The following is a 26,457-nucleotide window of genomic DNA, read 5'->3' on the forward strand; positions in this document are numbered from 1 at the left end:
CAGACGGAGTCCGTTCACGGATCTCCTCAGCTCGCCTTTTTCTGCTCCTGATGCGGTCTGAGGGGAAGATGTCCGGTACTGAGATTCACGACGCTATTTCTTACAAAGTGTAAGGCATTGAGAGCCGATCGCTAGTCACAGAATAACAGAACGGCGAAACGTTTAAAACAGCGTTACATCGTCATCTGATATCTGGGTAATTATTACCTTTACTCCATGTTATAGATATGTCGGATTTTCCTTTTTCAAAAATACACGTAAAGCTTATTTTTTGAAAATTACGCTGAAGACCTAGAATATACGAGTGCTTATATATCAAATTATTTCCTTCGCGTTCAATTATGGGTTTTGAACTGGTATCAAAGCCAGAAAAATAGAGATGTTGCGAAGCCAAACCCCTACACTTTGCGGCAAAATTTGAATCATTCAAAGGTTTATCGGACCTCTCTTGATCTTCTTTTATTTGCAAATTTCTACTATTGCACATGTATGCCACGAAAGGAAAAAGTATTACTATCAAAATAATTATGCTTAGACTCGAATTATTATTGATTGCTCGCAATTTTAATCCTAAATCAGCTATCTCCAATGAATTTAGCCGCATCATACCGGTTTGGTCTATCTTTCCATCTACTACCACCCTCAAGCCCTCAAAGGAGGGAATTATATACCTCACATCTATATACACAGGCGTGTTTTGATTGTCGCTTTCAATAGTAAATGCATAACGATACTGATATTGACCAATGTTTGTTGATACGATGTTTCGGGCTCTTCCATCCACGTCAAATCACCATCCAAAAAGCTTGATGATTTTTCCTATTCTTTGAATAGAGGAGTTAATATGATGAAGACCGAAGAATCTTCGCATGAACGTGATCCAATTTTCCTATTAATAAAACTTGAATGGCAATAGCTCTGTTGATATTGTGCGACTCTTTAATATGCAATATAGTTCATTGATTTGTCCTTTTTTCATCATACTCAAATGTGTTAACTTTCTCTTGCTCTAATTCTGGCTTTGCCTGTTCATTTATATGTTCTCGCTCGTGCTTGATTTGAAATAGGTCAAGTTCATTGTTCACCAAACTTTCCCTCTTCTGTTCGTCTAAAAGCGACGTAGATATGCTATTTGAAAACGGATCATTGACGAAGCCGCCAATTAAATTTGCAGCAAATGAATCATATGTGGGATTTCCGGTTAACCCTAGTGCCACATTTGTAGCCTCTCCTGCGCCTGACAAGGTAAGCCCTATTCCTTCAGATAAAGAAATATTTTCCCGTACACCATTGACATAACCACGGACCTTTTCCATAAGACTGTCTGCCGCGATGGCTCGATCTAAGAAGACCCCCGTTGCTGTCTCAACGAAGATTTCTTGCATAGGTTTATCTGTAAAAACAGTATCGAGTGAGCCTTTGGCGATCGAGCCATATACGGGATACATGCTAATAATTCCAGTTAGTGATTGATATACTTGTGTATCACCAATTGAATGAACTGCCTCTACAAAATTTTTATTGAGGATGGGATTAGATTCATAGATAGATCTGCTTGGCAAATCTGAATCGTAATACAAAGTATATCTCCCCCTAAACTACTATCCTAAGGAATAACTTAGCATGATTAACAGTTAGTCCAAACGAGTCGCTTCCGGCAAGATCAATACTTGTCCCCACATCTGATCCTGCGGGATTATTGATTTCTAAAATCCAATTACCGAACGTGCCAGAATTCAATAGGTAAGGGTCACGTCGAAAATTGACACCATCTATAACGGTATCAATCCTATCTATCATAATTTTTACTGGAATATCTCTTCCATAAAACTTCCTACTGGGGGCTGTCAGGGTTCCTTTGATATTTAAGAAACGGCCCTTTTGTAAATTCCTATCACTTCCTGTTGCATCATCAAAAGAAGGTTTATGGACGGCCACGAGTGCATAATCCAAAACTCTACCGTTTAGGTCTGGATATGTAGAAGAAATATTAAAAGTAAATGTTATGACTTTACCTACAATCCTCTGCTCAGATAATATTGTAATAACCCGCTGTCTTTGGTGTTGGGTAATCTTTTTATATTCATATTTCAATCTCTCTATATTTATTATGACTTCCTCAATAGAAATACTCTCATTTTTTATTTTTTCAATCATTTCTTTGGCGATATCGATTTTAAATATTTCGTATAATCCAGTTATTAGAGAAAGATAATAGCCTCTTAAAGATTCAGTTGATGATTCAAGTAAATCGCTTAGATTAACAATTCTGTCGTCGATATTAAGTGGTGTATTATATTTGAAAAAGACTGCTCTAACGGATTCTAGATACTTGCTGATTAAGCCTGATCTTTCATTTATCGCTTGAAGAATTTCATCACTTTTTTCGTCCAGCCCGGCCTCGGTTATAATATCGTCATTCTTAATATTTTTCAACGCAATATCATAGTCAAGAATATATTTTATTCTTAAAATTTGTGTATCTATTAGCTCTTTTCTAGTAATGTAGCATTTGTTGCTGTACTCTGAGCAAATTGCAAACAATTCATCTATATCAAAAGGTAGTATTGAAGATGCTTCAAGTTTCCCAAAATAAAAAGGATCCGCAATTTCAGAAAGCGCGACAGAAGCTCCCTTGTCCTCGATTAGGCTATGAACTTGATCAGTCTTCAACATATAACTCCATTTAAAATCATTAAATTACACCCATGACTTAGAGTTGGAGATAGCACCTAAAATTATGATAATAATAAATGCCCATACTATAACTTTAACGTTGTTTCTCTGCCACCAAGTAGGAGGTTGCACAGGACTCCTATCACCTGATTCAACGTCCCACTTGGGTATACGATGCCAATTAGAAAAATAGCTTCCATACGCAGTTTTGTGTGCAGTAAAGATTATTTGAATTCCCGAAAGATCAGGATACAATATAAGCGTTTGAAATTGAACTAACATGTATTGAGATTCCTGAGTCTCGACTTCCAATGAGTAAAGATACCACCTATCCTCAATAATTCTGTATGTAAATTTTCGCGGGATACCAGTATATTCATCGTTCAAGTCTTTGGCCCTCCCTTTTTAGAATGGGACAAAAATCGTGACATCTGATCACGGACGATGTTTTATTGATAACGGCACGACTTGGAGTTGGCGTGGTGATATGCGCTGAGTGCTGGATGGGGAGCGATCTCGCTCAGGCGATTCGAACCCACGCCGTTCTCAATAATTGATCAATTGTATTATATCACAATTCGGTAGTCGAGGTAGTTGGTTGGAACTATTGACCCGGAATAGGGGTTGACCTGTAGGGCAAAAAATGCGAAAGGGACGGTGCTCAGTACCCGAACCTGGTAGGTCAAGCCGGTAAGGGAAAAAGGCAAGGCTCTTCCTGGATTCCAGGGAGCTGAGGGCGCTCTGATAAACTATCAGCATGCTGAGCTTAATTCAGCTCCTGGACGACGAAAAATGCTTCAAAGTCGTGCGGGAACTCCGTTGGCCCGATGGCGTGGCTTGCCCGCACTGCCACGCACCATACGTGGTCAAGCAGGGCCGGGACGACACCCAGAGATTCAGGCAGCGATATCGCTGCCTGAATTGCCAGCGGAAGTTCGATGATCTGACGGGCACCGTCTTCGCTGGTCACCACCAGCCCTTGCGACAGTGGGTGGCGTGCTTGTATCTCATGGGTCTGAATCTGAGTAACCGCCAGATCGCCCACGAACTCGGCCTGACCGAAGATGACGCCCAGGACATGACCCGCAGTCTCCGGCAGGGCGTGGTGGACGCGTCCACCACGCCCACACTCGCAGGCACGGTCGAGATCGACGAGGTGTATCTCATCGCTGGTCATAAGGGCCAGAGTGATCTGGTGAAAAAAAATCCCGTCCTGGACGTATATGGCGACTGAAGGGTAAGCGAGGACGCGGCACCGCCGCATCCGACAAACCGCCGGTCTTGGGGATGATCGAGAGCGGTGGACAACTCGTTCTCCACCTCTGTGACAACGTTCAGCAGCGGACCATACAGCCCCATATCCTGGACACCATTCAGGCAGGCAGTGTCGTCAACACCGATGAATACTCGATCTACGCCCGGGTGCCCGCCTGGGGCTACACACACGTCACCGTGAATCACGGAGACCGGGAATGGGCACGTGATGACGATGGCGACGGTACCAATGAAGTCCACGTCAACACGATTGAAGGCGTGTGCAGCTTGCTCCGCTCGTGGCTGCGTCCTCATAGGGGCCTTTCGCAGCGCTGGTTGCCGCTCTACCTGGCCTTCTTTCAGGCTATGCACAACATCCGTCATCGCGGGTTTTCACTGTTGGAGCCAATGTTGAACCTACTTCTGACCTCAGCTCCCCGGAATCCAGGATGAGCCTTCCCTATTTGTCTAGGCATTACGCACGGTAGATCGGGGCCGTTTCTCTGAAAAACCCCGTCCCACACGTAAAACGACATGCGGCGCAGCGCCGACCACTTCAGGTGCAAAGCACGGTAGGTCAGGGCCGTTTTTCTGAAAAATGCTGTCACACACGCAAAATGATATGCAGCGCGGCACCGACCGCTTCAGGCGCGAGGCACGGTAGATCAGGGCCGTTTCTCTGAAAAACCCCGTCCCACACGTAAAATGACATGCAAAGCAGCGCCGACCAATTCAGGCGCAAGGCACGGTAGATCAGGGCCGTTTTTGGTGTGCGAGGAGCGTGTCAAGTGGGTAGCTAGACAGCAACACAGGCACGGTAGATCAGGGCCGTTTTCCTTAACAACGTCGTCCCACACGCAAAGTGCTATGCAGGACTCCACCAAACAGTTCAGGTGCGAGGCACGGTAGATGAGGGCCGTTTCTCGGTTGCTGGCGCGTTCTGGCGTCATCTGCTTGAGGTGCGCGTTGTTCTGGGATGATCGTCAGGGATTCGGATTCGTGGGTGCCGGGGTCAGTGTGCTTCGTGTTCGGCGATCCACTGGAGGGTGAAGTCGCGGATGGTGACGGTGGCGGCCCGGAGGCTGGCCTGGCCATCGGGGTTTGTCATCTCCATTGCGACGCCTCCGAGGATGCGGGTGTACTTGTTGCCCGTGGGTCTGTGGATCGCGTAGCCCGCGAGTTGCATGCGGAGGAGGGCCTCGTAGAGGTTCGTTGCGTCAAGGCGGCTGTCGGGATTGATGGCCCGGATGCGGGTCTGGAATTCTTCGGTGGTGAGGCGGACCGTTCTGGAGGAGGAGTCCTCCAGGGGTTCCGCTTCGAGGAGCACCTGCATGAGGGCGGCGTCGTCACCGTTGGGGACGTGGAAGGGGGCGCTGAGGATGGTGATGATCTGCGGTTCGCCCCGCCAGTTGCGGCGGTAGTAGATGGCGGAGCGCATGGGGGTCTCGGGGAGGGGAGGGGCGAACAGGCCGTGGAGCAGCAGGGGCCCGCCGAGTTCAGCTTCGAGTTCAGCCTGGGTGGGGATGTAGGTGGGCAGGTTCAGCATGGGTGTGTGGACCTCGGGGTTGGAGTGCCTGGGGCATCGGGGAAGGTGCCGTGGGTTGACCGTCAGTGTGCATCTATTTCTGGTATTTGATTACCATTGACGATCTTCACTGTATAAAACCACCAGCGGGGCCGACTGTGAGGGGATGCCGAAGACGAACCGGTCCCCCAGTCCCCTGCGCGCGGTGTTCGGGGCGAATCTGCGGGCCGTGCGGAAGGACCGTGGGCTTTCGATTTTCGACGTGGCGTTCCAGAGCAAGATCGACTGGTCGTACATCTCGCAGATTGAGCGGGGCCAGCGGAATGTGGGGATCGACATGCTGGACGCACTGGCACAGGCAGTGGGGGTGCCGCTGATTGAATTGCTGGCTCAACCAGCGGCCCAGGACCTTCCGGAGGAACCCCCCGCAGAAGAGTGAGCTCCATGGCCCTGGTGCATGGGACCGGCGCGTCCTGTCCGCAGGGGAACGAGGCCGAGGACCTGAGGGTTCCAGTCAAGGTCGGCCAGTGGCGGGAAAGAGCACAGGGCCCTGTCGTCCTGCACTTGCTGCGGACGCGGCACTTGCCGGTCCGGACGCCGCGGCGCACCGGTACAGTGCGGGTATGCGTGTTCCCCTGCTGTGTCTGTTGCTGCTCGCTCCTGTTTCCCTGACTGCCTGTAACTGCGGTGATTCGGGGCTGTGCCGCTCCGCCCCGAGCGAAGGCAACGCGACCGGGTACGCCCCGACGGCGCGGTACGCGCCGGGAACGGAAACCCGCGTGAAACTGGAAGTGGCCCTGATCGGCCTGAACGACTCGGAGTCACTGTCGATGGGAACAGGGAATGCGGAGGCGCGCTTGGCCGGTCCGGACGTCCTGGCCCTGTTCGACAGCGGGCGGGTCAAGGTGACCTGGGACGGGGTGCCGTTCAAGAAGGACAACGCATATGTGACCGTGAAGGTCGCTCCGGATGCCCGCCCCACGGGACCCGAACTGGCTGACGGCCACTCGACCACCATGCAGACCTACATGTACAAGACGGCCCGCACCACCCAGAGTGCCGGGAGCGTCACGCTCCGCATCCTGGTCGGGCCCTGAAGTGGTCTGTCCGGTCAATGTCGCTCGTCCTGATCCGCTGGGCTGATTAAAGTGCGGACATGCGTGTTCCCCTGCTGTGTCTGTTGCTGCTCGCCCCTGCTTCCCTGACCGCGTGTAACTGCGGTGATTCGGGGCTGTGCCGCTCCGCCCCGAGTGAAGGCAACGCGACCGGCTATGCCCCGACGGCGCGGTACGCGCCGGGAACGGAAACCCGCGTGAAACTGGAAGTGGCCCTGATCAGCCTGAACGACTCGGAATCCCTCTCGATGGGAACGGGGAGTGCGGAGGCGCGCCTGGCCGGTCCGGATGTCCTGGCCCTGTTCGATGGTGGGCGGGTCAAGGTGACCTGGGATGGGGTGCCGTTCAAGAAGGACAACGCGTACGTGACCGTGAAGGTCGCCCCGGACGCCCGCCCCACGGGTACGCAGCTGGACCAGAGTTACTCGACGACCATGCAGACGTACATGTACAAGACGGCCCGCACCACCCAGAGTGCCGGGAGCGTCACGATGGGCATTCTCGTCGCACCCTGACCGGGATTCCCCAGAGGGAAGGGTGACCTCCGCGCTGCGGGTGGGGGCCGGTTGGTGCGGCCCGTTCCCACCCGGTTGTCCTGCCGGGCGCTGTGTCTGGGGTCCAGCGGAGTGCGGTCTTCCGTGAACCTGTTGTCTTCCGACCCGCCTGGCTCGGATGGTGGCCGGTTCGGCCCGCTGTTCAATCGGGGGTCGGGTCAGTCCGGTGGGGTGGGACCGGTTGAGGTTCGACCGTGAGCTGGAGGTGGAAGTGGTTGAAGATGGTCTCCCAGATGGGGGGGATCTTGCCGCGTTCCCGCAGCGCGCGGCTGAGTTCCTGTGGGGCGAGGCCCATCTGGCGGGCGATGTCAGCCTGACTGAGGCCGGTCTGGCGGATGCGCTCGCGTATGAGGTGCCTGATCTCGTCCGTCACGCGGTCATGCTAGATGAAAACGGGGACTGCCCCACAGCAGCCCCAGATCAATATAGGCCGAAACGGTTGACGCGTCAACCGTTTCGGCCTACGGTGTGTGACCCATACCGGGCCGGGAACGCGGCTTTCCGGGTGAACGACATCCGGTTCACTTTCAGGTCCAGCACCATCCGCTCCCACAGCACCGGCCGGCTCGACTTGACGAAGAGTTCCAGCTTCTCCTTCGCCGGGGGGAACCGTACGGGCCGGAACGTTCCCTCGAACAGCAGGGGACGCAGTGGCCCCCCGTCCACGCGGATCGCCATGACCGCGTCCGGTGGGAGGAAGCGGCCGGTGAAGGACCCCGTCACCTGCACGTCCGTGTTCATCAGGCCTTCGGGCAGACTGATCCGGATCTTCGCGGCTTCCACGTACCCGGGTTTGCCGCCACTCTGACCGACCCCCACGACGGTCAGCGGCCAGCTGAGTCCGGAGCCCAGTCGATCGACCAGGGTCTTGAGCTGAGCCGCCTGAAACGCGTACCCGGTCTGATCGCCGGTGACTTTCACGCCGCACACTTCTCTGGCGAACGGCCGGGTCAGGTTGTACAGCTCCTGGGAGAACGTCTGCGTGGGGTTGGGGAAAGCTTCCACACTGCGGTACGTCATGTATCCGGCCGTGTCGAGGCGGAGCGTGGCGCAGTCAGCCGGGGCCGCCGCGTGTGCTGCTGGCAGCAGGCCGCCCAGCAGCAGAGACCAGGTTGCCGCCCGGCTCACCAGACACGCTCCAGGTGCTGGTCAAGCAGGAAGGTCAGATGCTGGAAGAAGTCCGGTACCCACGGCGATGAGGTGACGTCCCACAGGCGAAGGTGGGCGCCGCTGGTTCCAGTGAAGAACCGGACGTCGATGAATGAGTTCGGGTCGTGTGGCGTTGGCGGAAGATGCAGGAAGAGCGAGGTGGTGGTGTGGCCACTCAGTGTCCAGGACCGACCGTCCGGATGACGGATCTCGTGGATGACCTGGCCGACCACCTGCGCGAACTGCAGGGGCGTGGTGACGTACGTGGCGTGAAGTGAAACGGGATGTCGGGCGGCGCGGAGTGCAGTCACGTGGAACCTCCAGGTGGGATCGTGGATATTGGGAATAGATTACCAACGACCTGACTGGTGGCTTGCCTACTTTGACCAGGCCAGGTCGGCGCCATGAGCCGGAGGGTGCGGAACCCCTGACAACCTTGGAAGGTGGGGGGACACCTTGCGCACCGCAATGTCGGACCCGCCCCGCTGGTCTCCATGCTGGCCTGCCCGACCCGGTAACGCTCTCCGGTGCTGTGCTCATGCCGGAGCAAGAGCATGACTTCAGGCGACGCTGATCCCGCCCCGGTTCCTCTCCTCGCCCCCGCCCGGGCCTGGGCGCACACCCGCCGTCGCTTGCCCGTCTCTACCTCCCGACTGCTCCCGTCTGTGCCTGGGCCACTGCCTCCCCACCCACCCATTCGACATCAGAACTGCTTCATCGCTGATTCCGTGGGCTGCGAATGGCGCTGCATGGAACACCTCCGAAGGAGCGCCGTGGTGTTCCATGCAGCGCTGACAGGCGACCTGATCGGGACACCCGCAGAATGTCCCAGGGCGATGACCGACTGTCCCTGACGTGTCGTTCCTTCAGGGACAGTCGGTGCCTCAGCCTTCTGCTCCCGGGCGTGGCGGGAGGGGAGACTGCACTCTTCCAGGCAAACAGGCCCCCCTGTCTGCTCCTGCCCGGTGACAGTCACAGGTCACCGGGCAGGGCAGATCACGGGTGATCTGAAGGGTCCGAGTCCGTGGCCAGACCCCACCGCTTCAGCACTCCAGCCAGGGCCTGAAGGTCACACCAGTGACCCTCCCGCGCTCCAGGTTCGCGGGTCAGGTGCCGGTCGCTACCGCCCCCGGAGCGGGGTGACTGGCCGGCCAGGTCATGACCTCTGGCCACGTCCAGGGTCAGGTCACGGCAGGTCCAGCGTCGCAGCTGCGCCCGGTGTGCGGCCGGGTGATGGCCGGTCGGCGGCGGATTTGTGCCCGGCATCAGGCCGGTCGGCGCGACGGTCGGTCGGGTGCGGTCGTCGGTCGAGCAGGCAGTCGACTGCTCCGCTCGTCCGGCACGATCACGCGTCTAGCCTCCCGACCGCCCGGGCCTGGGCGGGTGCGACTGGTGTTCGGCGGGGTGAGTTCGGCGGCCGATGCGCTCTCTCACTTGGCTGTGGCGGCTGCCAGGGCTGGGGGGGAGACGGCGATCCTGGTGATGCCGGACCCGCCCCGATCCGGGCGCGGCGTCCACGGGGATGCCGTGACCAGACCCGTTGGAAGGAAGTCCGCAGGGGGAGGATGAGGTCACCCCGCCCCGCACCTCCGCCCGCCCGGAAGCCGAACAGCCGGCCGCTGACGCTCCTTCCTCCCCCTCACGCACCGGGTTGGAACGCTGGCCATCGCCGCCGGGGGGTAGGCCGAGCGTTGCGGAACGGGGCAGTGTACAGAGCGGAGCGGCGCACACATCTTTGCCCCGTTCCGCGTTCTTAGCTCGGACTCAGGGGGGCTCGCCCCCCTCCTGCATCACCCGCCAACGCTGACACTTCCGGCCACTCGTGGCCCGCCAACGCCTGCCCCAGCTCCGCCAACTTCGGATCTTCGTGCGTCAACTTCGGACCTTCGCGCTGACCTTCGCCCGCCTCGTGACCTCTCAACTTCTCGCCTTGCACCTCCTCGAACTTCAACCCTGGCCCCTCTTGATTCGACCGCTCGCCTTCCAACTTCGGCCACTCGCACTGACCTTTGGGCGCCTCGTGACCCTCGAACTTCGGATCTTACGACTGCTGCCGCTCCGACCCTGACCCCTCCAGATTCAACCACTCGCCTTCCAACTCCGGCTGCTCGTCCTGACCTTCGCACGCCTCGCAAGCCTGTAACCTCTCGGCTTATAACCGCTCCTGTGGCAACCCTCGCCCCTCCAGATTCGATCACTTGCCTTCCAACTCCTGCAACTTCCACCCTGGCCCCTCCAGATTCGACCACTCGCTTTCCAACTCCAGCCCCTCGCGCTGGCCACCCTGCTGCAACTTCGGACCTTCGCACGTCTCGTGACCCTGGCCTTCCAGCTGCGACCGCTCCAAGTCTGACCACTCCAGATCCGGCCTCGCCTGACCTTCGCGCGCCTCGACACCTCCCGACTTCGGCTCTCGCGCCCCTGACTTCTGGCACTCCGACCCGTCCAGATTCGAGTGATCACACTCCGACTTCAGACCTCCGCGTTCGCTCTCGCCACCCCATGTTCGTCACTCGCGCAGACCTCCGCGGACCTCGTGACCCGTCCACTTCGGGCGCCAGACTGAGCCTGGCGGTTGCCTCGTCAGACCCGACCGGCCCGCCCGGACCCGGCAGCGTGGGCCTGCTGGGACGCCTGGGCCTGGGCGTTCAGCATGCTGCTCAGCCTGTCCCCAGAACGGGAACACAGGGCCTCTGAATCGACTCCGCGAGGTGACGACTGGACCTCTCGCACACCCTCCAACGCACCAGCAGGGCACGCCACCAGACCCGCCACGCGACACGCTCCGCGCACCAGCAGGACACGCCGGCCAGCACCCCAGTCACCCGTCACCACCCCACGTACTCAACCCTGCACCAGCCTCCACCCCATGCCCGGCGGGCGGAACAGGCGGCCCAAGAAGGCGGGTTCCTCACGCCTCGGCCTAGGCCTACGGAGGGTGGGCAACGTACACTAATTCAAGTGCCCGCAGAGGCGGGGAACAGCAGGGCCGGAAGCGGGGGAACAGGGGCGGAAAGTTGGACTAGTTAAGCCAAAAGGGGGGTTTGGGTCGGACTAGTGGATGACCACATGCATGACGATGGCTATTCACCGAAGTGGTAGTGGCGTTTGAGCTTGTCTCGTGCCGCTGATATCGAGAACTGCCAATTCGCCCGCACAGACCGCGCGTTGCGGTCTGTTTCCCACGCCAGCAGTTCCGCCTCGACGGCATCCACACTGGCTAAGCGCTGCCCCAGACACTGTCGTTGCAGGACTGACCACTCCAGTTCCGCCATGTTGAGCCACGACGCATGTTTGGGCGTGTACACCCACTCGAAGCGTCGGCTCAGCCGACGCGCCTCCTCGGCCGGGAGATGTTGATACAGCGCGGCTGGACTGTGCGTAGACAGCTGATCCAGCACCAGCACGATCGTGTCCGCTGCCGCGTACCGCACGTCCAGCGCCTGGAGCTCCGCCGCGAACTCGGCGTTGCCTCGCCGTTCCGTGACCGTCACCGTGCGCTGACCCATCAGCGGTTCGAAGGCCACGAAGAAATTCACCGTGCCACAGCGTTTGTATTCATGATCAACCCGTGCCGGGTGTCCCGGCACTGGTGGCAGTGGATCGCGCACGTGATCGAGCATCTGGTAGGACTTCTCGTCGAAGCAGATCACCGGCCGACGGGCATCGTAGGGCAGGGCGTAGGTGTCCAATACGGCTTCCATGCGCCACACGAAGTCCGCGCCTACCTGGGCGACACACCAACTCTCGACCTGCCACGGCTTGAGGACGTTTTTTTCAGCGTACGCCGGACGGTTTCATCACTGATGCTGTCCACCACCCCCAGCGTCACCAGGCGATCAGCCAGCAACTGCATCGTCCAGGTTTCGCGTCCGACGGGCGCGGAGCACACTTCGGCAATGAGGATGGCCGTCCCATGAGCATTCAGTTTGGGCGGCTGTTTCGGCCGGGCCCTTTCGTACAGGGCGGCCTGAAGGCCGCCCTGTACGAACTTGCGCCGGATGGAGGCTACGGTCACGGTGCTGACCCCCACCCGCTCGGCGACGTCCCGATCCTTCAGTCCCTGGTCACTGAGCAGTAACAGGCGGGCGCGGGTCATGACCCGCGCACTGTGGACGCCTTTGCGGGTCATGTCTGTCAGTTCCTGCCGCTCGTTTGCCGTCAACACCACCACAAACTGTTTCTTTCGCCCCATCCCTCAGCTTAGATCAAGCCAAGCCTGTGGTCATCCACTAGAACAGAAAATGCGCTGAGCACAGATTCTGCTTTCCCGCACGTACCGGTTCCGTCGGGAGGCAACACGATGGATACGACGTTCTCTCAAACGTCATCCGAAGGATGCGTGATGGTCTTTTCGCGTGCTAGACGTGATTCAACCCAAGTTGTCCGGTCCTGAAGCGCGTCTCCATTCTTGAGCGTCTGTTGTATGACGCGTACTGCTCTGACCCTCACGTGCCCTGCAAGTCCGTCTTTGGCACTGGCGGATCGACTGGCGGCGGTGTGCTCTGGTCTTCAGCCCGCGGGCCTGGTGAGGATGCTGAGATGAGGCAAGGTTGCGTGAGAGGGGAAGGTAGCATGGCGCGAACCGGATAGGAGGGGACGGCTGGCATGCCCCGAGCAGGGCGGCCATCCGGCCGCTGTGGCCCGTCCCTGAACCCGCCGGATCAGCACCTGCTCGGCCTTCAGGGAAGCGTGTGCGGGGCCCGTCGTGCGCAGTTCCCCCTGATCCGGGTCACCTGCAGGGTTCACCAAGGAGATCCGCCATGAAAAAGACCATGCTGTTCGTTCTGTCCGCGCTGGCCCTGACCAGCACCGCCACTGCCGCGAGTGTCCGCGACACCATCTGCCAGGACGGCGTGTTCAATGCTGGTGTGAAAAGCGACTCCGCGCCGTTCGGCTTCATCGACGAGAACGGCACGCAGGTCGGCTTCGACGTGGATATCGTCAAGGAGATCACCAAGGACCTCACCGCGTACTGCAAGAAACCGGTGCGCCTGGTCATGAAGACCGTCACGGGTTCCAACCGCATTCCGTTCGTGCAGAACGGCACTGTGGATCTTGCGGCCGCCACCGCCACGATCACCTACGCCCGCCTGGACGTCGTGGATTTCAGCAATCCCTATTTCGTGGACGGCGTGCGCATGCTGGTGCCGACTGGTAGTGAGGTCAAAGCCCTGCGTGACCTGAACGGGAAGGCCGTGGGGACGGTGCAGGGCACCACCGGTGAGAACATCGTCAAGACCCAGGCCAAGACGGCCAAAGTCACGTCCTTCCAGCAGTACACCGACGCGTTCACGGCGCTGCAGCAGGGCCGCATCCAGGCCATCGTCACGGACTCCACCATCCTGCTCGGCCTGAAGGTCGGGGCGCCGGATCCCAAGAAGTGGAGTGTCGTGGGGCCCTTCCTGAGTCAGGAGCCCTACGGCCTGATCATGAAGCAGTCGGACAGCCCCTGGCGTAACTTCGTCAACGAATCGCTCTCCCGGATGGCCTCGGACGGCACGTACCGCAAGATCACCAGCAAGTGGTTCGGCAGCGCCAGCAAGTACGACCTGCCGGGCCTGAAAACCACCATGACCGTCCCGGCCGTGTTCCCCGTCCGCCGGTAAACAGCACGGTTCCACCGGGGGAGGCGGGGTCCTGCAACCTGGGCCGCCTCCCCATTCATGTCCGGGAGGCCCTCTTTGACCAGAAATACTGCCGTCCAGACGCTGTCCGGCCTGATCGTGATCCTGGCGTTCGGGCTGGCGGCCGTGCAGATCCGCCAGGGCCTGCAGGCTCAGAACATCGTGCTCGACTGGGGCATCTTCCGCCAGCCCAGCTCGCTCACCCAGGGGACGTACGCCACGACGATCCTCCTGGGCCTCTTGACCACCATCAAGCTCGCGGCCCTGGGACTGGGGCTCGCCCTGACGCTCGGCACCGCCGTGGGCCTCGGCCGACTCAGCGTGAACCCGGTCGTGTCGCGCCTGTGTGCCGCGTACGTGGGCTTGTTCCGCAACACGCCGCTGCTGGTGCAGTTCTTCTTCTGGAACTTCGCGGCCATTCCGCTGTTGCCGGCCGGGCCGCGCGAGTGGCTGTACGCCCACAAACCGGAGCAGTGGGCGACCGTCGCCGCGTTGGGTGTCTACACGGCTGCCTTCGTGGCGGAAACGGTGCGCGCGGGCATCCAGGGACTGCCCGCCGGCCAGACCGAGGCGGCGCGGTCCCTGGGCATGCCTGAACACCTGATCACACGCCGGATCATTCTCCCGCAGGCCTTCCGGTCGGTGCTGCCCCCCCTGGGCAGTCAGGCGCTGAACCTCACGAAGAACTCCTCGCTCGCGTCCCAGATCGGCGTGACGGAACTGTTCTTCCAGGGGAGCCAGATCCAGGCGACCACGTTCCGGGGTTTCGAGTCGATTGCCGCCATCGCCCTGGGGTACCTGGTGTTGAGCGCCGTCATCACGGCCGGGGTTCGCCTGCTCGAACGCCGCTTCGCGCAGGGGGCGGTCCGGTGAACGCGGCTGGACTGTCGTTCCTCGTTCCTGGTCTCGGGCACCTGCTCACCCGCCAGACCTCTGGCGGCGTGAAGAGCGCCCTGCTCGCCACTCTCACCTGGACTCTGGTCGTGCGGACCCTGCCGGGCGGGTTCTCCGTTCCGCTGCTCCTGTGTCTCGCGGCGGCCCTGGTGGTGCACGCCGGCGCAGGGTTGAGTGCCCGCAGTGGGGCGCACCGTGGGGAGAGTGCGGCCGCTACCCGGCGTGCCCGGGCCGATCAACGGCGCTGGAGCACGCTGAGTAGCGCGGCCGTGGTCCTGGCCCTGCTTGGCCTGACCGTACAGTGGGCCCTGTCCCTGCCCGGCTGGAGTGAGATCAGCCGCAACCTGCCGTTCTTCCTGATGGGCAAGTTGCGCTCCGGGGAGTACGACCCGCTGCGCTGGCGCCTCTCTGGTCTGCTGCTGCCCGCACTGGGTCTGCTGCTCGCCTGGGCCCTCTCCCGCGTCCGTCACATGCCGGTCTGGCCTCCGGCGCTCAGCGTGGCGCTCGGCCTGGTCAGCGGCAGCGCCGTGCTGTGGCCCCTCCTGGTGCCCGAGACGGTCCTGGGTGGCTTCGCCCTGTCCGTGGTCCTGACCTTCCTCGCCCTGACCCTGGCCGTGCCGCTGGGGCTGCTCGCGGGCATCATGCGGGTTAGTACACTGCCCGTGATCCGGCTGATCGCCACGGTGTACATCGATCTGTTCCGCGCGGTCCCGCTGATCGTCTGGGTGTTCGGCGCGTTCCTGCTGCTGCCCTACATGCTGGGCACCGGCACGCAGTTCCCGTCGGTCGTCCTGGCGCTGGCCACCTTCACTGGCGCGTACTTCGCTGAGATTGTCCGGGCGGGCATCCAGAGCCTGCCGCAGGGACAGAGTGAGGCGGCGCGTTCGCTCGGCCTGACCGGCACGCAGACCATGCTGCGCGTCGTTCTCCCGCAGGCCCTGAGACGGATGGTGCCGCCCCTGCTGGGTCAGACCATCACGCTGTTCAAGGACACCAGTCTGGTGAGCATCGTCGGCATGGCGGAACTGGCCGGCACCGGCCGGATCACTGCCAACCGCCTGGTGAGCGCCACGTTCGAGATCTACCTGGCGATCTCACTGCTGTACTTCCTGGTGGCGTCCGCCCTGAGTGTGGTGGCAGACCGCCTGGAACGCGCGCCCGGGGTGCCTGGGCGCAGGAGAACCCTATGATCCACGTGGAGAACGTCGGCAAGACCTTCGGTGAGTTCCAGGCCCTGCAGGGCGTCAGCGTCGACATTCCCGCCGGGCAGGTGGTTGTAGTGCTCGGGCCGTCCGGGAGCGGGAAGAGCACCTTCATCCGCACCCTCAACGCCCTGGCCCCGCACGACAGTGGGCAGATCACGGTCGGCGGCGTGATCCTTGAGGACGGCGCGCCCCTTGACCAGATCCGCCGGCGCATCGGAATGGTCTTCCAGAACTTCAACCTCTTCCCACACCTCAGTGTGCTGGAGAACGTCATCCTGGCGCCCCGGGACGTGAAACGCGTCCCGAGAGCCGAGGCGGAGCGTCAGGGCCTGGACCTGCTGCGCCGGGTGGGGATCGAGGAGCAGGCGCACAAGTACCCGGCGCAGCTGTCCGGCGGCCAGCAGCAGCGCGTGGCGATCGCGCGGTCGCTGGCCATGGCGCCGGAAGTCATGCTGTTCGACGAGCCCACCAGCGCCCTGGACCCGGAAATGATCAAGGAGGTGCTCGACGTGATGCGTGACCTGGCGCGTTCGGGCATGACCATGGTGGTCGTCACGCACGAGATGGGCTTTGCGCGCGAGGTCGCCGACCGCATCCTGTTCTTCGATGGGGGCAAGCTCATGGTCGACGCGCCGCCTGGTGAATTCTTCCACTCGCCGCATCCGCGTGTGCAGCAGTTCCTGGGGAAAGTGCTCGGTCACTGAGCCGCGAAACACCGCTTTGGCCACCGATTCATGCCCCAGTTGGTGGCCGGGCACGTTCACTCCAGAGCCGTGTTCATCCATGGGGACTGAGGGTTGCTGGCGAACTCCACGTGGGACGGCTGTTTCGTCTCTTTGCCCCGAGTAGGTCGCGGGAGGCAAGAGATGAAATCCCCCAAGTGTGTCGTGCGGCGTCTCATAGCCGGAACAACAGGGCCTGGACGGAAGGTTGATCCTGCAGGACGCCGCTGGTTGGCTCTCGAGGATCACGGTACCCTCCCGGCCGGCTGGCTATCCAGGGCATCCCGCTCCGGTTGCCCACATCCTGATGCATCACAGGAACCCTCATGTCACGACTGCTCCTCCTGTCCGTCCCTGCTGCCCTGCTGGGTTTCACCTCTGCCGCCACCCCCCTGCTGGGCGCCCCCTATTTGCCTCAGACTACGTTGACATCTTCGTTCTGCCGCGCGGCCCGCTGCCCGGACGTGAAACCCGTCCTGACGGGCGACAAGTTTGCCGACGCGAGCGAACTGTTCCGGGTGTACCGCTACCCCCTGAACCTCGCCGGGACGGGCATCATCCTCGCGGAACTGACCGCCCGCACCCGACCAGACGGACGGCTGGATGTTCTGAAGTTCGAATTTCTGGTGCCGATCCGGCGAGGGGTGCAGGCGGCCCGCCCCATCCTGAACGACTGGCTCCGACTGGCCGGACTTCCAGCCAGTGCCGCTCAGGCCTGCCTGCAGACTCTGGACCGCGCCTCCACGGCAGCGCTGAAGGGGCTGCCCAGTACGCTTGAAGGGAGCTGTACCGCCGAGAATGGCCGGGCCGGATACCGGATCGTCCGGTTCGCGGTCAGCCTGAAGGACACCCTGTAGACCATAGTCCGGCCTATCAACCATGGACGCTCCGGAACTGCCGATCAGTTGAATTCTCTGCCTGCGAACGCGAAGCCGACGTTGCGGTTGTCGGGCAGCCAGAAGCACTCACCCTGCACGGTGGTGACGGGATCCAGGCGCAGTACGCCCAGGGCGTCCGGGCCGTAGCCGTCATCAATGAAGTCCCGTGTGTACTGGTTGCGTTTGAGGCTGTCGACGCAGGCCCACAGCTTCGCGCTGGTCGCGCGGCCCCGCGCGAGGTCCTGCATCCAGCCTGCGACGAGGTTGAGGCGGGTGGGCGTCCAGCGGTCCTGCACCCGCACCGGCACGAAGGACACCTGCCCCAGGTGAAGCTGCCCGTTGAAGACGCCCAGGTCGTAGGAGAGCAGGAACGACTCTGCGCCGCGCGTGACGCGCAGGACGGTGGCGCCCTTCAGCAGGGTCTGAGCGTGCCCGGCGTGGAGGGCAGAGGGGGCGACCCGCACGCACCGGCCCGCACAGACGCGAGTTACCCAGGCCTGCAGGCTCTTCTGGGTGAGGGGCGTGAAGAGCGGGCCGTCGTTCCCCTGCGCCGACCCTATTCCGGTGGTGGCCAAGAGTGCGAGCATCGCACTCCGCCTGAATCCCGCTTGCACTGCCGTCCGGTTCTTCATGCCCGCAGGGTACCGGGCGCAGGTATGAAGGCCAGGGGTATCTGCGATCCCTGCTGTTGCCGACGAGTATGAATCGGGGTCGCACTAGTGGATGACCACATGCATGACGATGGCTATTCACCGAAGTGGTAGTGGCGTTTGAGCTTGTCTCGTGCCGCTGATATCGAGAACTGCCAATTCGCCCGCACAGACCGCGCGTTGCGGTCTGTTTCCCACGCCAGCAGTTCCGCCTCGACGGCATCCACACTGGCTAAGCGCTGCCCCAGACACTGTCGTTGCAGGACTGACCACTCCAGTTCCGCCATGTTGAGCCACGACGCATGTTTGGGCGTGTACACCCACTCGAAGCGTCGGCTCAGCCGACGCGCCTCCTCGGCCGGGAGATGTTGATACAGCGCGGCTGGACTGTGCGTAGACAGCTGATCCAGCACCAGCACGATCGTGTCCGCTGCCGCGTACCGCACGTCCAGCGCCTGGAGCTCCGCCGCGAACTCGGCGTTGCCTCGCCGTTCCGTGACCGTCACCGTGCGCTGACCCATCAGCGGTTCGAAGGCCACGAAGAAATTCACCGTGCCACAGCGTTTGTATTCATGATCAACCCGTGCCGGGTGTCCCGGCACTGGTGGCAGTGGATCGCGCACGTGATCGAGCATCTGGTAGGACTTCTCGTCGAAGCAGATCACCGGCCGACGGGCATCGTAGGGCAGGGCGTAGGTGTCCAATACGGCTTCCATGCGCCACACGAAGTCCGCGCCTACCTGGGCGACACACCAACTCTCGACCTGCCACGGCTTGAGGACGTTTTTTTCAGCGTACGCCGGACGGTTTCATCACTGATGCTGTCCACCACCCCCAGCGTCACCAGGCGATCAGCCAGCAACTGCATCGTCCAGGTTTCGCGTCCGACGGGCGCGGAGCACACTTCGGCAATGAGGATGGCCGTCCCATGAGCATTCAGTTTGGGCGGCTGTTTCGGCCGGGCCCTTTCGTACAGGGCGGCCTGAAGGCCGCCCTGTACGAACTTGCGCCGGATGGAGGCTACGGTCACGGTGCTGACCCCCACCCGCTCGGCGACGTCCCGATCCTTCAGTCCCTGGTCACTGAGCAGTAACAGGCGGGCGCGGGTCATGACCCGCGCACTGTGGACGCCTTTGCGGGTCATGTCTGTCAGTTCCTGCCGCTCGTTTGCCGTCAACACCACCACAAACTGTTTCTTTCGCCCCATCCCTCAGCTTAGATCAAGCCAAGCCTGTGGTCATCCACTAGTTAACCCAATATTATTTGGACTGGTTAACCCAATATTCGGTGACTAGTTAACCCAATATTATTTCTGGACTGGGGCTAAATACACTAATTAACCGATCGGTCAGGGGTTTGGGGCCTTCATCCACCGCCCTGGGAACCCCGCTCGTCGGCTCTCTGATCGCCGCTGACCACCCTGCTGGGAACGATGCACCCGGCACCTCGCCTGGGCTGACCGGTGCGCGGCCTGCCAGGAGCAGGACCTGCACCGCCTCGCCCGGAACTCCTGGCGGTCCCGCGCAGGTCCAGATCGGTCTCTCGGTAGGCCCGGTTTCCCTCCCTTCGCGGCCTGCGGAACGCGCCTCGCGCACCTGTACCCAGATCGGGAACACAGCGGGTTTTGGAGGCTCGAAATCGCGCACTTCGGCGGGTCATGTCGCGCACTCGTGACCCTCACTGGTCGCGCTTTCGGCAAGCACAGGTCACTGCATCGAGCGTCGATCTGACCACCTCAGATCCCGTCATCGAGTCGTCGCGCGACGGTCGCCAGACCCTCACTGGACACCCGGCCTCCCCCCTGCGGACCATCGCCCGCTAACCTCCAGGCACTGGTCACACCTCCCAACCTCGGCGTCACTCCCGTTCATGAGTCGCCCTTGCGCCTGAACATCAGGCCTCCTTCCGGCGTCACGGGTCAGTGGTTGAGAGAGGTCGGCGCTCCTTCGTCGGTGCTCTCGGGTCGCCCTTCGGTCTGGCAGTTCGCTGCACTTCCCCCTGCACTCCCGGCACCAGTGACCGTCACGCCTCGTCAGTCCTAGGCTGCCGTCACTGCTTCCTGAGTCGGTCACTCCGCCCGGCCGTCCCGTCACGGGACGCCCCGCCTCCCCTTCCCCCCTGGCCTTCCGAAGTCAGTGTCGGGTGACACTGACCGTCCAGACCTCGCTGCAACTCCTGGTCCTGACCCTCGCCCCGGCCTGAAACTCCGGCTGCTTCGACGGGTCACGGGTCGCCCATTGAGAGAGGGCAGTCGTCATCCGCCACCGCTTCCGAGTCAGTCACAGGTCGCCTTCGAGTCTGGACATCCGCCTCACTTCCCCCTGCCAGTGGCCGTCACACGTCGCCAGTCCTGGGCCTCCGTCGCCGCTGTCAGTTCGGTCACTCGGCCCGGCCATCCCGTCACGGGACACCCTGCCTCCTCTTCGCCAGTGACCTTCCGCTGGTCCGTGAAGGGTGACGCTGCACCCCTGAACCCCGGCGCAACTCGCGGTCGTCACCCGCACCTCGGCCCGAACAGGGGGTGGACGGCTGGGCAGTGGAGAGGTGTCGGCGTCACCCGTCGCCGCTCTCAGACCGTGAAAGTCGGCGGCACTTCTGGCCCCAGTCGGCATCACGACTCGCCGGTCTGGGCTGCCACCCTCCTCCTCCGTTGCCCTTCTCGACTCGCCCTTCAGCCTGGAAAGCTGCCGCACTTCCGGCCGCCAGTCACCATCACTTCTGGTCAGTCCTGGGCCTCCGTCGTCGCTTCCAGGTCGGTCGCCCGGCAGGACTCGGGTGCTGCTGACTGTCCGAACGTCGCCGCAACTCGCGGTCACGAGACACCCTCGCACCTGAACATCCGGCCGCCTTTCGGCGTCACGGGTCAGCGGTTGAGAGGGGTCGGCGCTCCTCCGTCGCCGCTGCCGGATCGGTCACGGGTCGCCCTTCAACCGGGGAACCAGCTGCACTTCTCCTCTGCCCTTCCGGCGTCAGTGGTCGCCACGGCCGGCTGGTTGGGTCAGTCACTCTGCCCTGGCCCCGGCTGTGGGGACGCTCCGCTTCTCCTTCTTCCCTGGCCTTCCAGGGTCAGTGTCGGGTGACGCTGACCCTCCGAACCCCGGCGCCGCTCGCCGTCGAGGTTCGCCCTTCGGTCTGGAAGTCTGCGGCACATCTCTTCGCACTCCCGTCACCAGTCGCCGTCACGTCACCCCAGTCCGGGGCTTCCGTCACTGCTTCCGGGTGGGTCACTCTGCCCCCGTCGCCCCTCGCCGGTCAGCTGTCCAGTCACCTCCCGTGGTCGGCTTCAGGTGACGCTGACCCTCCGAACCTCGGCGCCACTCGCGGTCATGGGTCGCCCTTCGGCGTGAACATATGGCCGCCTTCCAGCATCACAGGTCAGCAATTGAGAGAGGTTGGTGTCCCTCTGTCACTGCTTCCCGAGTCGGTCACACTGTCCCGATCCCCCTCCTTTCGTGACTTTCCGGGGTCAGTCTCGGGTGACGCTCACCCTCCGAACCTCTGTGCAACTCGCGGTCACGGGTCGCCCTTCGGTCTGGCAATCCGTTCCCCTTCCGACATCGGTCGGCGTCACGACTGGCCGGTCCAGGTGGCCACGTCGCTTCTCCATCGCCGCTTCTAGGTCGGTCACGCTACGCCGCCTTCCCCTCACGGGACGCCTGGTCTCCCGGCTCAGGTCGGTGCTCCCGCTGGTCGGTCACTGGTCACGAGTCACCGCCGACACCCGGTCATGGAACCCAACTCGCTCTGAATCACCCCTGCACTTCTGGCATCGGCAGTCGTCATCCGCCCTCACGGCTGGGCATCCTGCACCCCTTCCCGGCAGGTCGCACCGCCTCGCCGTTCGGCTCCCGGGTCGTCACGGGTTCGGGCATATCGCTGATCCGACCATGGGGCAGTTCGGAGGAGGTCGAAGATGCGGTGGAATAAGATGGAGGCGTCCCCGTCGGTGTGCTGTTCTTGTGTCATGACAGCTCAAGAATGCCCCGTCGGGGGCATTCTCATCAGTAGTGTCAGTCTCCCAGGCGGTGGACTTTGATCGACAGAAGATGTGCGCGCCGTTCAGAGGACGGCGCGCACATCTTGACTGCAGCTCAACGGTAAATATTGACCAAGTAATACATGGCGGCCAGATACCCCAACCACCCCAGGACTGCTAAACCCACGACCCCCACACCGGTCCTGACTGCGGCGCCCGCTCCACCAGAGCAGGATGCCCACAACGAAGGTGGCCAGGGCCAGGAGATGCGGATTCATTCAGGTGCCTCCATTAGCGCAGGGCCGAGATATTGCCACCAGCCACCTGCGAAAGTCCCTCTGGCTCTCGAACCTGTGTCCGGATTCCTCCTCGCAGGCAGCAGAAGCGCGGAGATGGGGCAGTCTGAAGGTTCACTTTCGCAGGAAACCTATTATAGGATGCGCGCCAGTAGACCTCCTGCGAAAGTCACGCCACGTTGACAACGGTGCGGTTACATAGCGCCGCAATGAGATTGACGCGTAAAGAGAAGCGCCACCTCCGATGATGGTAAATGTTCTTCAGCACGCGGAAAATCTTCAGACACCGAATGACATGCTCGACCCGCCTGCGGGTCGACGCCAGTTCCCGGTTCTGCTGACGCTGTTCAGGGGTCAGCGGCGCTTTCTTCGTCGCTTTGTGCGGTGTCACCGAGTGACCGTGGTGCCGCCGAATACCCTGGTGGCCGGCATCGCCGATCAGCGCCGACTCTGGATGGATCTGGACGCCCGACTGCCAGAACAGGGTGAGGTCATGCATGGACCCGAAGGCGGTGGCGACGCACAGGATCATGCGGGTGGACACGTCGATCACGACCTGCGTTTTCAGGGCGTGTCGTTTCTTCTTGCCGCTGTACCAGCGGCGTTGTTAGCTGGTCGGCCGCTCACAGGGGGTTTCAGCGGCATCTACGGCGATGATCTGGAAGACGTTCTCTTCCCGTTTCAGGCTCTTGCGGCCAGGAAGTCTGAACTCTCCGCTCTGGATCAGGGCGGTTTCGACGCGTTCCACCGTGCGCTGCACGGTGGTTTCGTGAATGTTCCAGTCGTGGCCGCGGTGAGCGAAGGTGCGGTATTCCCGCCAGAATTCGAGGGGGAGGAGGAGTTGCTGCGCAGTGTTGAGGGCGGGGGGTCGACCGGACTTTTTCTTGGAGCGTTCTCGCTAGTCCAGGACAAATTCCGTCTCGGCGAAGGTTTCGGGGTAGATCCCGGTGTGCCGTTTGAAGCGTGTGCGGTTCAGCTGTTGGAGGCGTTCCAGGCGATCGTGGCTCACTCACGCAGGGGAGCGGGGGACTTTCGCAGGAGGTCTATTCTGCAAAGGCCCGACAACATCCAGGTGGGCGAGGAGATCTACCGCCTGATTGCTCAGCACCTCATCCGTCCCACCCACACAGGAGCATGAGCGCATGTGGACTGCATCCTTCAGAAATTACCTCGCGCTGATCACCACAACCGGCATCAGCGCCGTCATGGCGGGGATCGCGCTGTCCTTCACGATCCTGGCCCTCACCGAATCACCCGCACTCCTGTCCATCAACCTGGGGCTCTACTTCCTCCCGACGATCCTTTCACCCATCAGCGGTTCCATCGTGGACCGGTACTCGACCCGTCTGACGCTGGTGAGTTCAGTGGTCATCCGGGTCTTCCTGCTCGTCGCCTTCGCCCTGATTGCCCTCGCAGACGGTCAGAACCAGATTCCGCTGTTGCTCACGATTTCGCTGCTGATCGGCATTGTCAAACTGCCCCACAGCCCAGGATTGCGTAAGGTCCTCACGGCTTCCGTCAACAAGACGAAAATGCTGGAGAGTAATGGGGTTGTCACGTCCTTCACCCAGACCGGCACCGCCATGAGCCTGCTGGCTTCCGGATTCCTGATTGAAGCCATCGGCCCCGCGCAGACCGTGCTGCTGGCGGCCGGGCTGTTCATGCTGACCAACGTGTTCATCTGGCTGGCCCCCAATGTCAGGCCTGATCCTTCATCGGCCCCGATCCGCCGGTTTGACCTGTCCGGCTACAGCTTGATCCTCCGCTCCCGGACGCTGCTGGTGATGACGGTGACCGTCATTCTCGTGAGTCTGTTCTCAACGCCGGTTGAATCGCAGTTGCCGAAATTGATGATCGACTGGGGCTTCAATGCCAGGGGCTTCAGTCAGTTTCTGGTTGCCATGAGTGTGGGTGTCATCGCCAGCGGCCTCGTCATCAACAAATTCGGCAACCAGCTGAACCAGCGACTAACGATCACGGCTGCCGTTGCACTGATCGCCCTGGTTTTCGTCGGGATTGCCTACGGGCACGGCACACTCCTGGCCATGCTGGGGTACGGTCTGACCTTCGGATTCGCGCAGTCCATCATCGAATCGTTCGTCTACGCCCATCTCCACTCCACCGTCGAGGAAAGCGTTCAGGGCCGGCTGTTCGCGGCAGTCACGGGTCTGGACAGCCTCAGCACGTCCATCGGTTACCTCATCCTGGGCGGTGTCAGCAGCGTCGTATCCGGCTCCATCATCTTCGTGGCATGCGCTGTGATCATGCTCGTTGTGTTGCTGTACTGGGCCGTCGGGCGGCCTATGGATCACGACAAGGATCGGCTTGGGCTGCACGCAGAGGGTGACAAACGGTCGCGTGGACCGGAGTTGCAGTGAAGCGCAGCATCTTCCTGGCGAAATCATGTTGTGAAATGGCAGCGTAGAGCAATGGAGTTCCGTGATGTTCTGCAGCCGGTCGCCGAGAAAGGTTTCCTGCAGTCCTGCGGCAAAAACCCGTGACCCTGCATGAGGGCTGGGCAACACATGGCCTATGAGACCCGCGCTGCGTCGGGAGGCCCGTAAACCCTCTGGCGTTGTCTTCCGTCTCTGTTGGGGCATCGCGGCTGGTCAGTTGTGCTTGTGGATGGACAGCCCACCCGCTACGTTGACTTCATGTTGCGTCTGTCGCTGGTGGGAATGGGTCTGCTGCTGTCTGCCTGTGGTGGGGTAGGGCATCCAGGGAATCTGCATGACGCCGTGACCGGTCAGCCCATCAGCATTCCCAGCCTGACGACCGCCTGGGAGTTGCCGAGCGTCTATCAGGACGCGTTCGCACCTGCGTTCTTCCACAACGACCGACTGTTCACCGTGGCGGACGACGAGACGGCCCTGAACGCCTTCGACGTGGCCGCCCGGAAGGTCACCTGGAGTTACGGCAATATCCCCAACGTCCCGGTCGGGTCCGGTGCGAGCGTCATCAGCGCTGGACAGCGCTTGATCGAGTACAACGAGGGCGACCGTATCCGCGTGTGGGGGCCGGACATGACCCTCCAGCACACCCTGACCCTGCCCGCCGCCTACCACAAGAAAGGCATCCGCTGGGGACTCGAAGGCATGCGGCAGGTCGGTGACCTCGCCATACTGCTGGTCAAGGAAGGCGTCGTCGCGTACCGCATCCCGGACCTGCTGGCCGGGCGGCTAGACCCGGTGTGGGATCACCAGTACCCGCAGGGCGAGACCACCAATCAGCATCTGGCGATTGGGGTAGCGGTCAGTGCGGAGCATGACCTCGTGGTGTACGGGATCTCCGATTACGATGACGGCCCGAAACGCCTGAGCCGGACCACCCTGCATGCGGTCACGGCGAGCACGGGCGCGCGGCGGTGGGAGAAGGAGATGGACCGCATGGACGGTGCGCTGCTGCTGTGGACGGCACTGGATATCGAGAAGGACACCATCGTGGCGCTGGAAACGGCGAGCGCGGAACTGAGCGCCCTGAACCTTGACGGGACGGAACGCTGGAAGGTGCCGCGCGCCCTGTGCCCGAACGGCGGGACGACACTGATGGTGGACGTGAGCGCCGAGGACGGTCAGGTGTACCCGACGCCGAACGGGGACGCCTGCCAGAACGCCTATGACCTTCAGACTGGGGCGCTGAAGTGGACGTTCTACCCGCCGAGGGAGAATGCGTTCTCGTTCGGCGGTCGGCCGCTGATCGTGCGGGGCGTGGCGTACCTGAGTAACGGCTACCTGTTCGCGGTGGACACGCGGGACGGGAAGGTGCTGGCGCGGAGCGCGAAGAGTAATCCACGGGCGACGCGGCGGAGCAGCACGCCGCTGCTGGAACCGGGAACGGGGAACATCGTGCAGCTGGGTGAGGATGCCGTCGCTTACCGCCCGGTACGTTGAGGAAAAGGAATTACTGGTAGGGATCTCAAAATATATTGCGCCATAT

At 61.0% G+C, this 26,457-nt stretch carries 22 protein-coding genes and 1 pseudogene; 12 read left to right on the forward strand and 11 right to left on the reverse strand.

The annotated features are described in order from the left end of the window. Positions 1–181: 181 nt before the first annotated feature. From M8445_RS18035 to M8445_RS18045, 3 genes are all read right to left on the reverse strand, one after another. On the reverse strand, positions 182–784 hold the full coding sequence (locus tag M8445_RS18035) for a hypothetical protein (protein WP_273991546.1): 603 nt from the start codon (positions 782–784) through the stop codon (positions 182–184). A 172-nt stretch (positions 785–956) separates the two neighbouring features. Then, a complete protein-coding gene (locus M8445_RS18040; RefSeq protein ID WP_273991547.1) occupies positions 957–1,580 on the reverse strand; it encodes a hypothetical protein in 624 nt (207 codons plus the stop codon). A 13-nt stretch (positions 1,581–1,593) separates the two neighbouring features. Beyond that, a complete protein-coding gene (locus tag M8445_RS18045) occupies positions 1,594–2,676 on the reverse strand; it encodes a hypothetical protein (RefSeq protein WP_273991548.1) in 1,083 nt (360 codons plus the stop codon). Between the two features lie 757 nt (positions 2,677–3,433). Between M8445_RS18045 and M8445_RS18365 the strand changes: the two are divergent. Beyond that, positions 3,434–4,383, forward strand: a pseudogene (locus M8445_RS18365) (IS1595 family transposase). Positions 4,384–4,942: 559 nt separating this feature from the next. Here M8445_RS18365 and M8445_RS18055 read toward each other — a convergent pair. Further along, the gene (locus M8445_RS18055; protein ID WP_273991549.1) at positions 4,943–5,476 is read right to left on the reverse strand and encodes a hypothetical protein; all 534 of its coding nucleotides are present in this window, start codon (positions 5,474–5,476) and stop codon (positions 4,943–4,945) included. Between the two features lie 145 nt (positions 5,477–5,621). On the opposite strand from M8445_RS18055, the gene M8445_RS18060 reads away from it, so the two are divergent. The 3 genes from M8445_RS18060 to M8445_RS18070 all read left to right on the forward strand — a co-directional run bounded on the left by M8445_RS18060 (position 5,622) and on the right by M8445_RS18070 (position 7,085). Next, positions 5,622–5,894 carry a helix-turn-helix domain-containing protein gene (locus tag M8445_RS18060; RefSeq protein WP_189103071.1) on the forward strand — a complete coding sequence of 91 codons (273 nt, stop codon included), beginning with the start codon at positions 5,622–5,624 and terminating at the stop codon, positions 5,892–5,894. Positions 5,895–6,078: 184 nt separating this feature from the next. Beyond that, on the forward strand, positions 6,079–6,552 hold the full coding sequence (locus tag M8445_RS18065; protein WP_273991550.1) for a hypothetical protein: 474 nt from the start codon (positions 6,079–6,081) through the stop codon (positions 6,550–6,552). A 59-nt stretch (positions 6,553–6,611) separates the two neighbouring features. Beyond that, entirely contained in the window at positions 6,612–7,085 is a 474-nt protein-coding gene (locus tag M8445_RS18070; RefSeq protein ID WP_273991551.1) for a hypothetical protein, read from the forward strand. Positions 7,086–7,266: 181 nt separating this feature from the next. On the opposite strand, the gene M8445_RS18075 is transcribed toward M8445_RS18070, so the two are convergent. The 4 genes from M8445_RS18075 to M8445_RS18090 all read right to left on the reverse strand — a co-directional run bounded on the left by M8445_RS18075 (position 7,267) and on the right by M8445_RS18090 (position 12,468). Beyond that, entirely contained in the window at positions 7,267–7,497 is a 231-nt protein-coding gene (locus M8445_RS18075; protein ID WP_189103077.1) for a helix-turn-helix domain-containing protein, read from the reverse strand. Positions 7,498–7,571: 74 nt separating this feature from the next. Beyond that, positions 7,572–8,252 (reverse strand): hypothetical protein, encoded by a 681-nt coding sequence (locus M8445_RS18080; RefSeq protein WP_273991552.1) that lies wholly within the window; start codon positions 8,250–8,252, stop codon positions 7,572–7,574. After that, positions 8,249–8,584 carry a hypothetical protein gene (locus tag M8445_RS18085; RefSeq protein WP_273991553.1) on the reverse strand — a complete coding sequence of 112 codons (336 nt, stop codon included), beginning with the start codon at positions 8,582–8,584 and terminating at the stop codon, positions 8,249–8,251. The genes M8445_RS18080 and M8445_RS18085 overlap by 4 nt, the downstream gene beginning before the upstream one ends. Positions 8,585–11,356: 2,772 nt before the next feature. Next, a protein-coding gene (locus tag M8445_RS18090) for an IS630 family transposase (protein WP_273991497.1) occupies positions 11,357–12,468 on the reverse strand; the annotation gives its coding sequence in 2 pieces (ribosomal slippage) (positions 11,357–12,042 and positions 12,042–12,468; 1,113 coding nt in all). 568 nt (positions 12,469–13,036) lie between these two features. Between M8445_RS18090 and M8445_RS18095 the strand changes: the two genes are divergently transcribed. From M8445_RS18095 to M8445_RS18115, 5 genes are all read left to right on the forward strand, one after another. Next, positions 13,037–13,882 carry a transporter substrate-binding domain-containing protein gene (locus tag M8445_RS18095; protein WP_273991554.1) on the forward strand — a complete coding sequence of 282 codons (846 nt, stop codon included), beginning with the start codon at positions 13,037–13,039 and terminating at the stop codon, positions 13,880–13,882. Between the two features lie 75 nt (positions 13,883–13,957). Continuing rightward, positions 13,958–14,773, forward strand: coding sequence for an amino acid ABC transporter permease (locus tag M8445_RS18100; RefSeq protein WP_273991555.1), 816 nt, complete (start codon positions 13,958–13,960; stop codon positions 14,771–14,773). Next, positions 14,770–15,984, forward strand: coding sequence for an amino acid ABC transporter permease (locus M8445_RS18105; RefSeq protein ID WP_273991556.1), 1,215 nt, complete (start codon positions 14,770–14,772; stop codon positions 15,982–15,984). The genes M8445_RS18100 and M8445_RS18105 overlap by 4 nt, the downstream gene beginning before the upstream one ends. Then, positions 15,981–16,703, forward strand: a complete 723-nt coding sequence (locus M8445_RS18110; protein ID WP_273991494.1) for an amino acid ABC transporter ATP-binding protein — start codon at positions 15,981–15,983, stop codon at positions 16,701–16,703. The genes M8445_RS18105 and M8445_RS18110 overlap by 4 nt, the downstream gene beginning before the upstream one ends. Positions 16,704–17,146: 443 nt before the next feature. Further along, positions 17,147–17,578 (forward strand): hypothetical protein, encoded by a 432-nt coding sequence (locus tag M8445_RS18115; RefSeq protein WP_273991495.1) that lies wholly within the window; start codon positions 17,147–17,149, stop codon positions 17,576–17,578. A 44-nt stretch (positions 17,579–17,622) separates the two neighbouring features. Here M8445_RS18115 and M8445_RS18120 read toward each other — a convergent pair whose 3' ends face one another. The 3 genes from M8445_RS18120 to M8445_RS18130 form a co-directional block, all read right to left on the reverse strand. Continuing rightward, the gene (locus tag M8445_RS18120) at positions 17,623–18,063 is read right to left on the reverse strand and encodes a hypothetical protein (protein ID WP_273991496.1); all 441 of its coding nucleotides are present in this window, start codon (positions 18,061–18,063) and stop codon (positions 17,623–17,625) included. Positions 18,064–18,344: 281 nt separating this feature from the next. Next, positions 18,345–19,456, reverse strand: a protein-coding gene (locus tag M8445_RS18125) for an IS630 family transposase (protein WP_273991497.1) whose coding sequence is annotated in 2 segments (ribosomal slippage) — positions 18,345–19,030 and positions 19,030–19,456 — 1,113 coding nt in all. Because the reading frame shifts where the segments join, the coding sequence is not laid out codon by codon here. Positions 19,457–22,690: 3,234 nt separating this feature from the next. Continuing rightward, complete coding sequence (locus M8445_RS18130) at positions 22,691–23,074, reverse strand: transposase family protein (protein WP_273991498.1); 384 nt, start codon at positions 23,072–23,074, stop codon at positions 22,691–22,693. Between the two features lie 18 nt (positions 23,075–23,092). On the opposite strand from M8445_RS18130, the gene M8445_RS18385 reads away from it, so the two are divergent. The 3 genes from M8445_RS18385 (at position 23,093) to M8445_RS18145 (ending at position 26,411) form a co-directional block, all read left to right on the forward strand. Further along, entirely contained in the window at positions 23,093–23,659 is a 567-nt protein-coding gene (locus M8445_RS18385) for a hypothetical protein (protein WP_425557518.1), read from the forward strand. A gap of 4 nt (positions 23,660–23,663) precedes the next feature. Beyond that, a complete protein-coding gene (locus tag M8445_RS18140; protein WP_273991499.1) occupies positions 23,664–24,899 on the forward strand; it encodes an MFS transporter in 1,236 nt (411 codons plus the stop codon). A gap of 276 nt (positions 24,900–25,175) precedes the next feature. Continuing rightward, a complete protein-coding gene (locus tag M8445_RS18145) occupies positions 25,176–26,411 on the forward strand; it encodes an outer membrane protein assembly factor BamB family protein (RefSeq protein ID WP_273991500.1) in 1,236 nt (411 codons plus the stop codon). The last annotated feature ends 46 nt before the right edge of the window (positions 26,412–26,457 follow it).

The sequence above is a fragment of the Deinococcus aquaticus genome (assembly GCF_028622095.1).
GTDB classification, from domain to species: domain Bacteria; phylum Deinococcota; class Deinococci; order Deinococcales; family Deinococcaceae; genus Deinococcus; species Deinococcus aquaticus.

Bases quoted from the DNA above. Each gene is read 5' to 3' on its own strand.
- M8445_RS18095 (WP_273991554.1), top strand. From the start codon at position 13,037: ATGAAAAAGACCATGCTGTTCGTTCTGTCCGCGCTGGCCCTGACCAGC.
- M8445_RS18045 (WP_273991548.1), bottom strand. From the start codon at position 2,676: ATGTTGAAGACTGATCAAGTTCATAGCCTAATCGAGGACAAGGGAGCT.
- M8445_RS18145 (WP_273991500.1), top strand. From the start codon at position 25,176: ATGTTGCGTCTGTCGCTGGTGGGAATGGGTCTGCTGCTGTCTGCCTGT.
- M8445_RS18070 (WP_273991551.1), top strand. From the start codon at position 6,612: ATGCGTGTTCCCCTGCTGTGTCTGTTGCTGCTCGCCCCTGCTTCCCTG.
- M8445_RS18065 (WP_273991550.1), top strand. From the start codon at position 6,079: ATGCGTGTTCCCCTGCTGTGTCTGTTGCTGCTCGCTCCTGTTTCCCTG.
- M8445_RS18140 (WP_273991499.1), top strand. From the start codon at position 23,664: ATGTGGACTGCATCCTTCAGAAATTACCTCGCGCTGATCACCACAACC.
- M8445_RS18110 (WP_273991494.1), top strand. From the start codon at position 15,981: ATGATCCACGTGGAGAACGTCGGCAAGACCTTCGGTGAGTTCCAGGCC.
- M8445_RS18060 (WP_189103071.1), top strand. From the start codon at position 5,622: ATGCCGAAGACGAACCGGTCCCCCAGTCCCCTGCGCGCGGTGTTCGGG.
- M8445_RS18055 (WP_273991549.1), bottom strand. From the start codon at position 5,476: ATGCTGAACCTGCCCACCTACATCCCCACCCAGGCTGAACTCGAAGCT.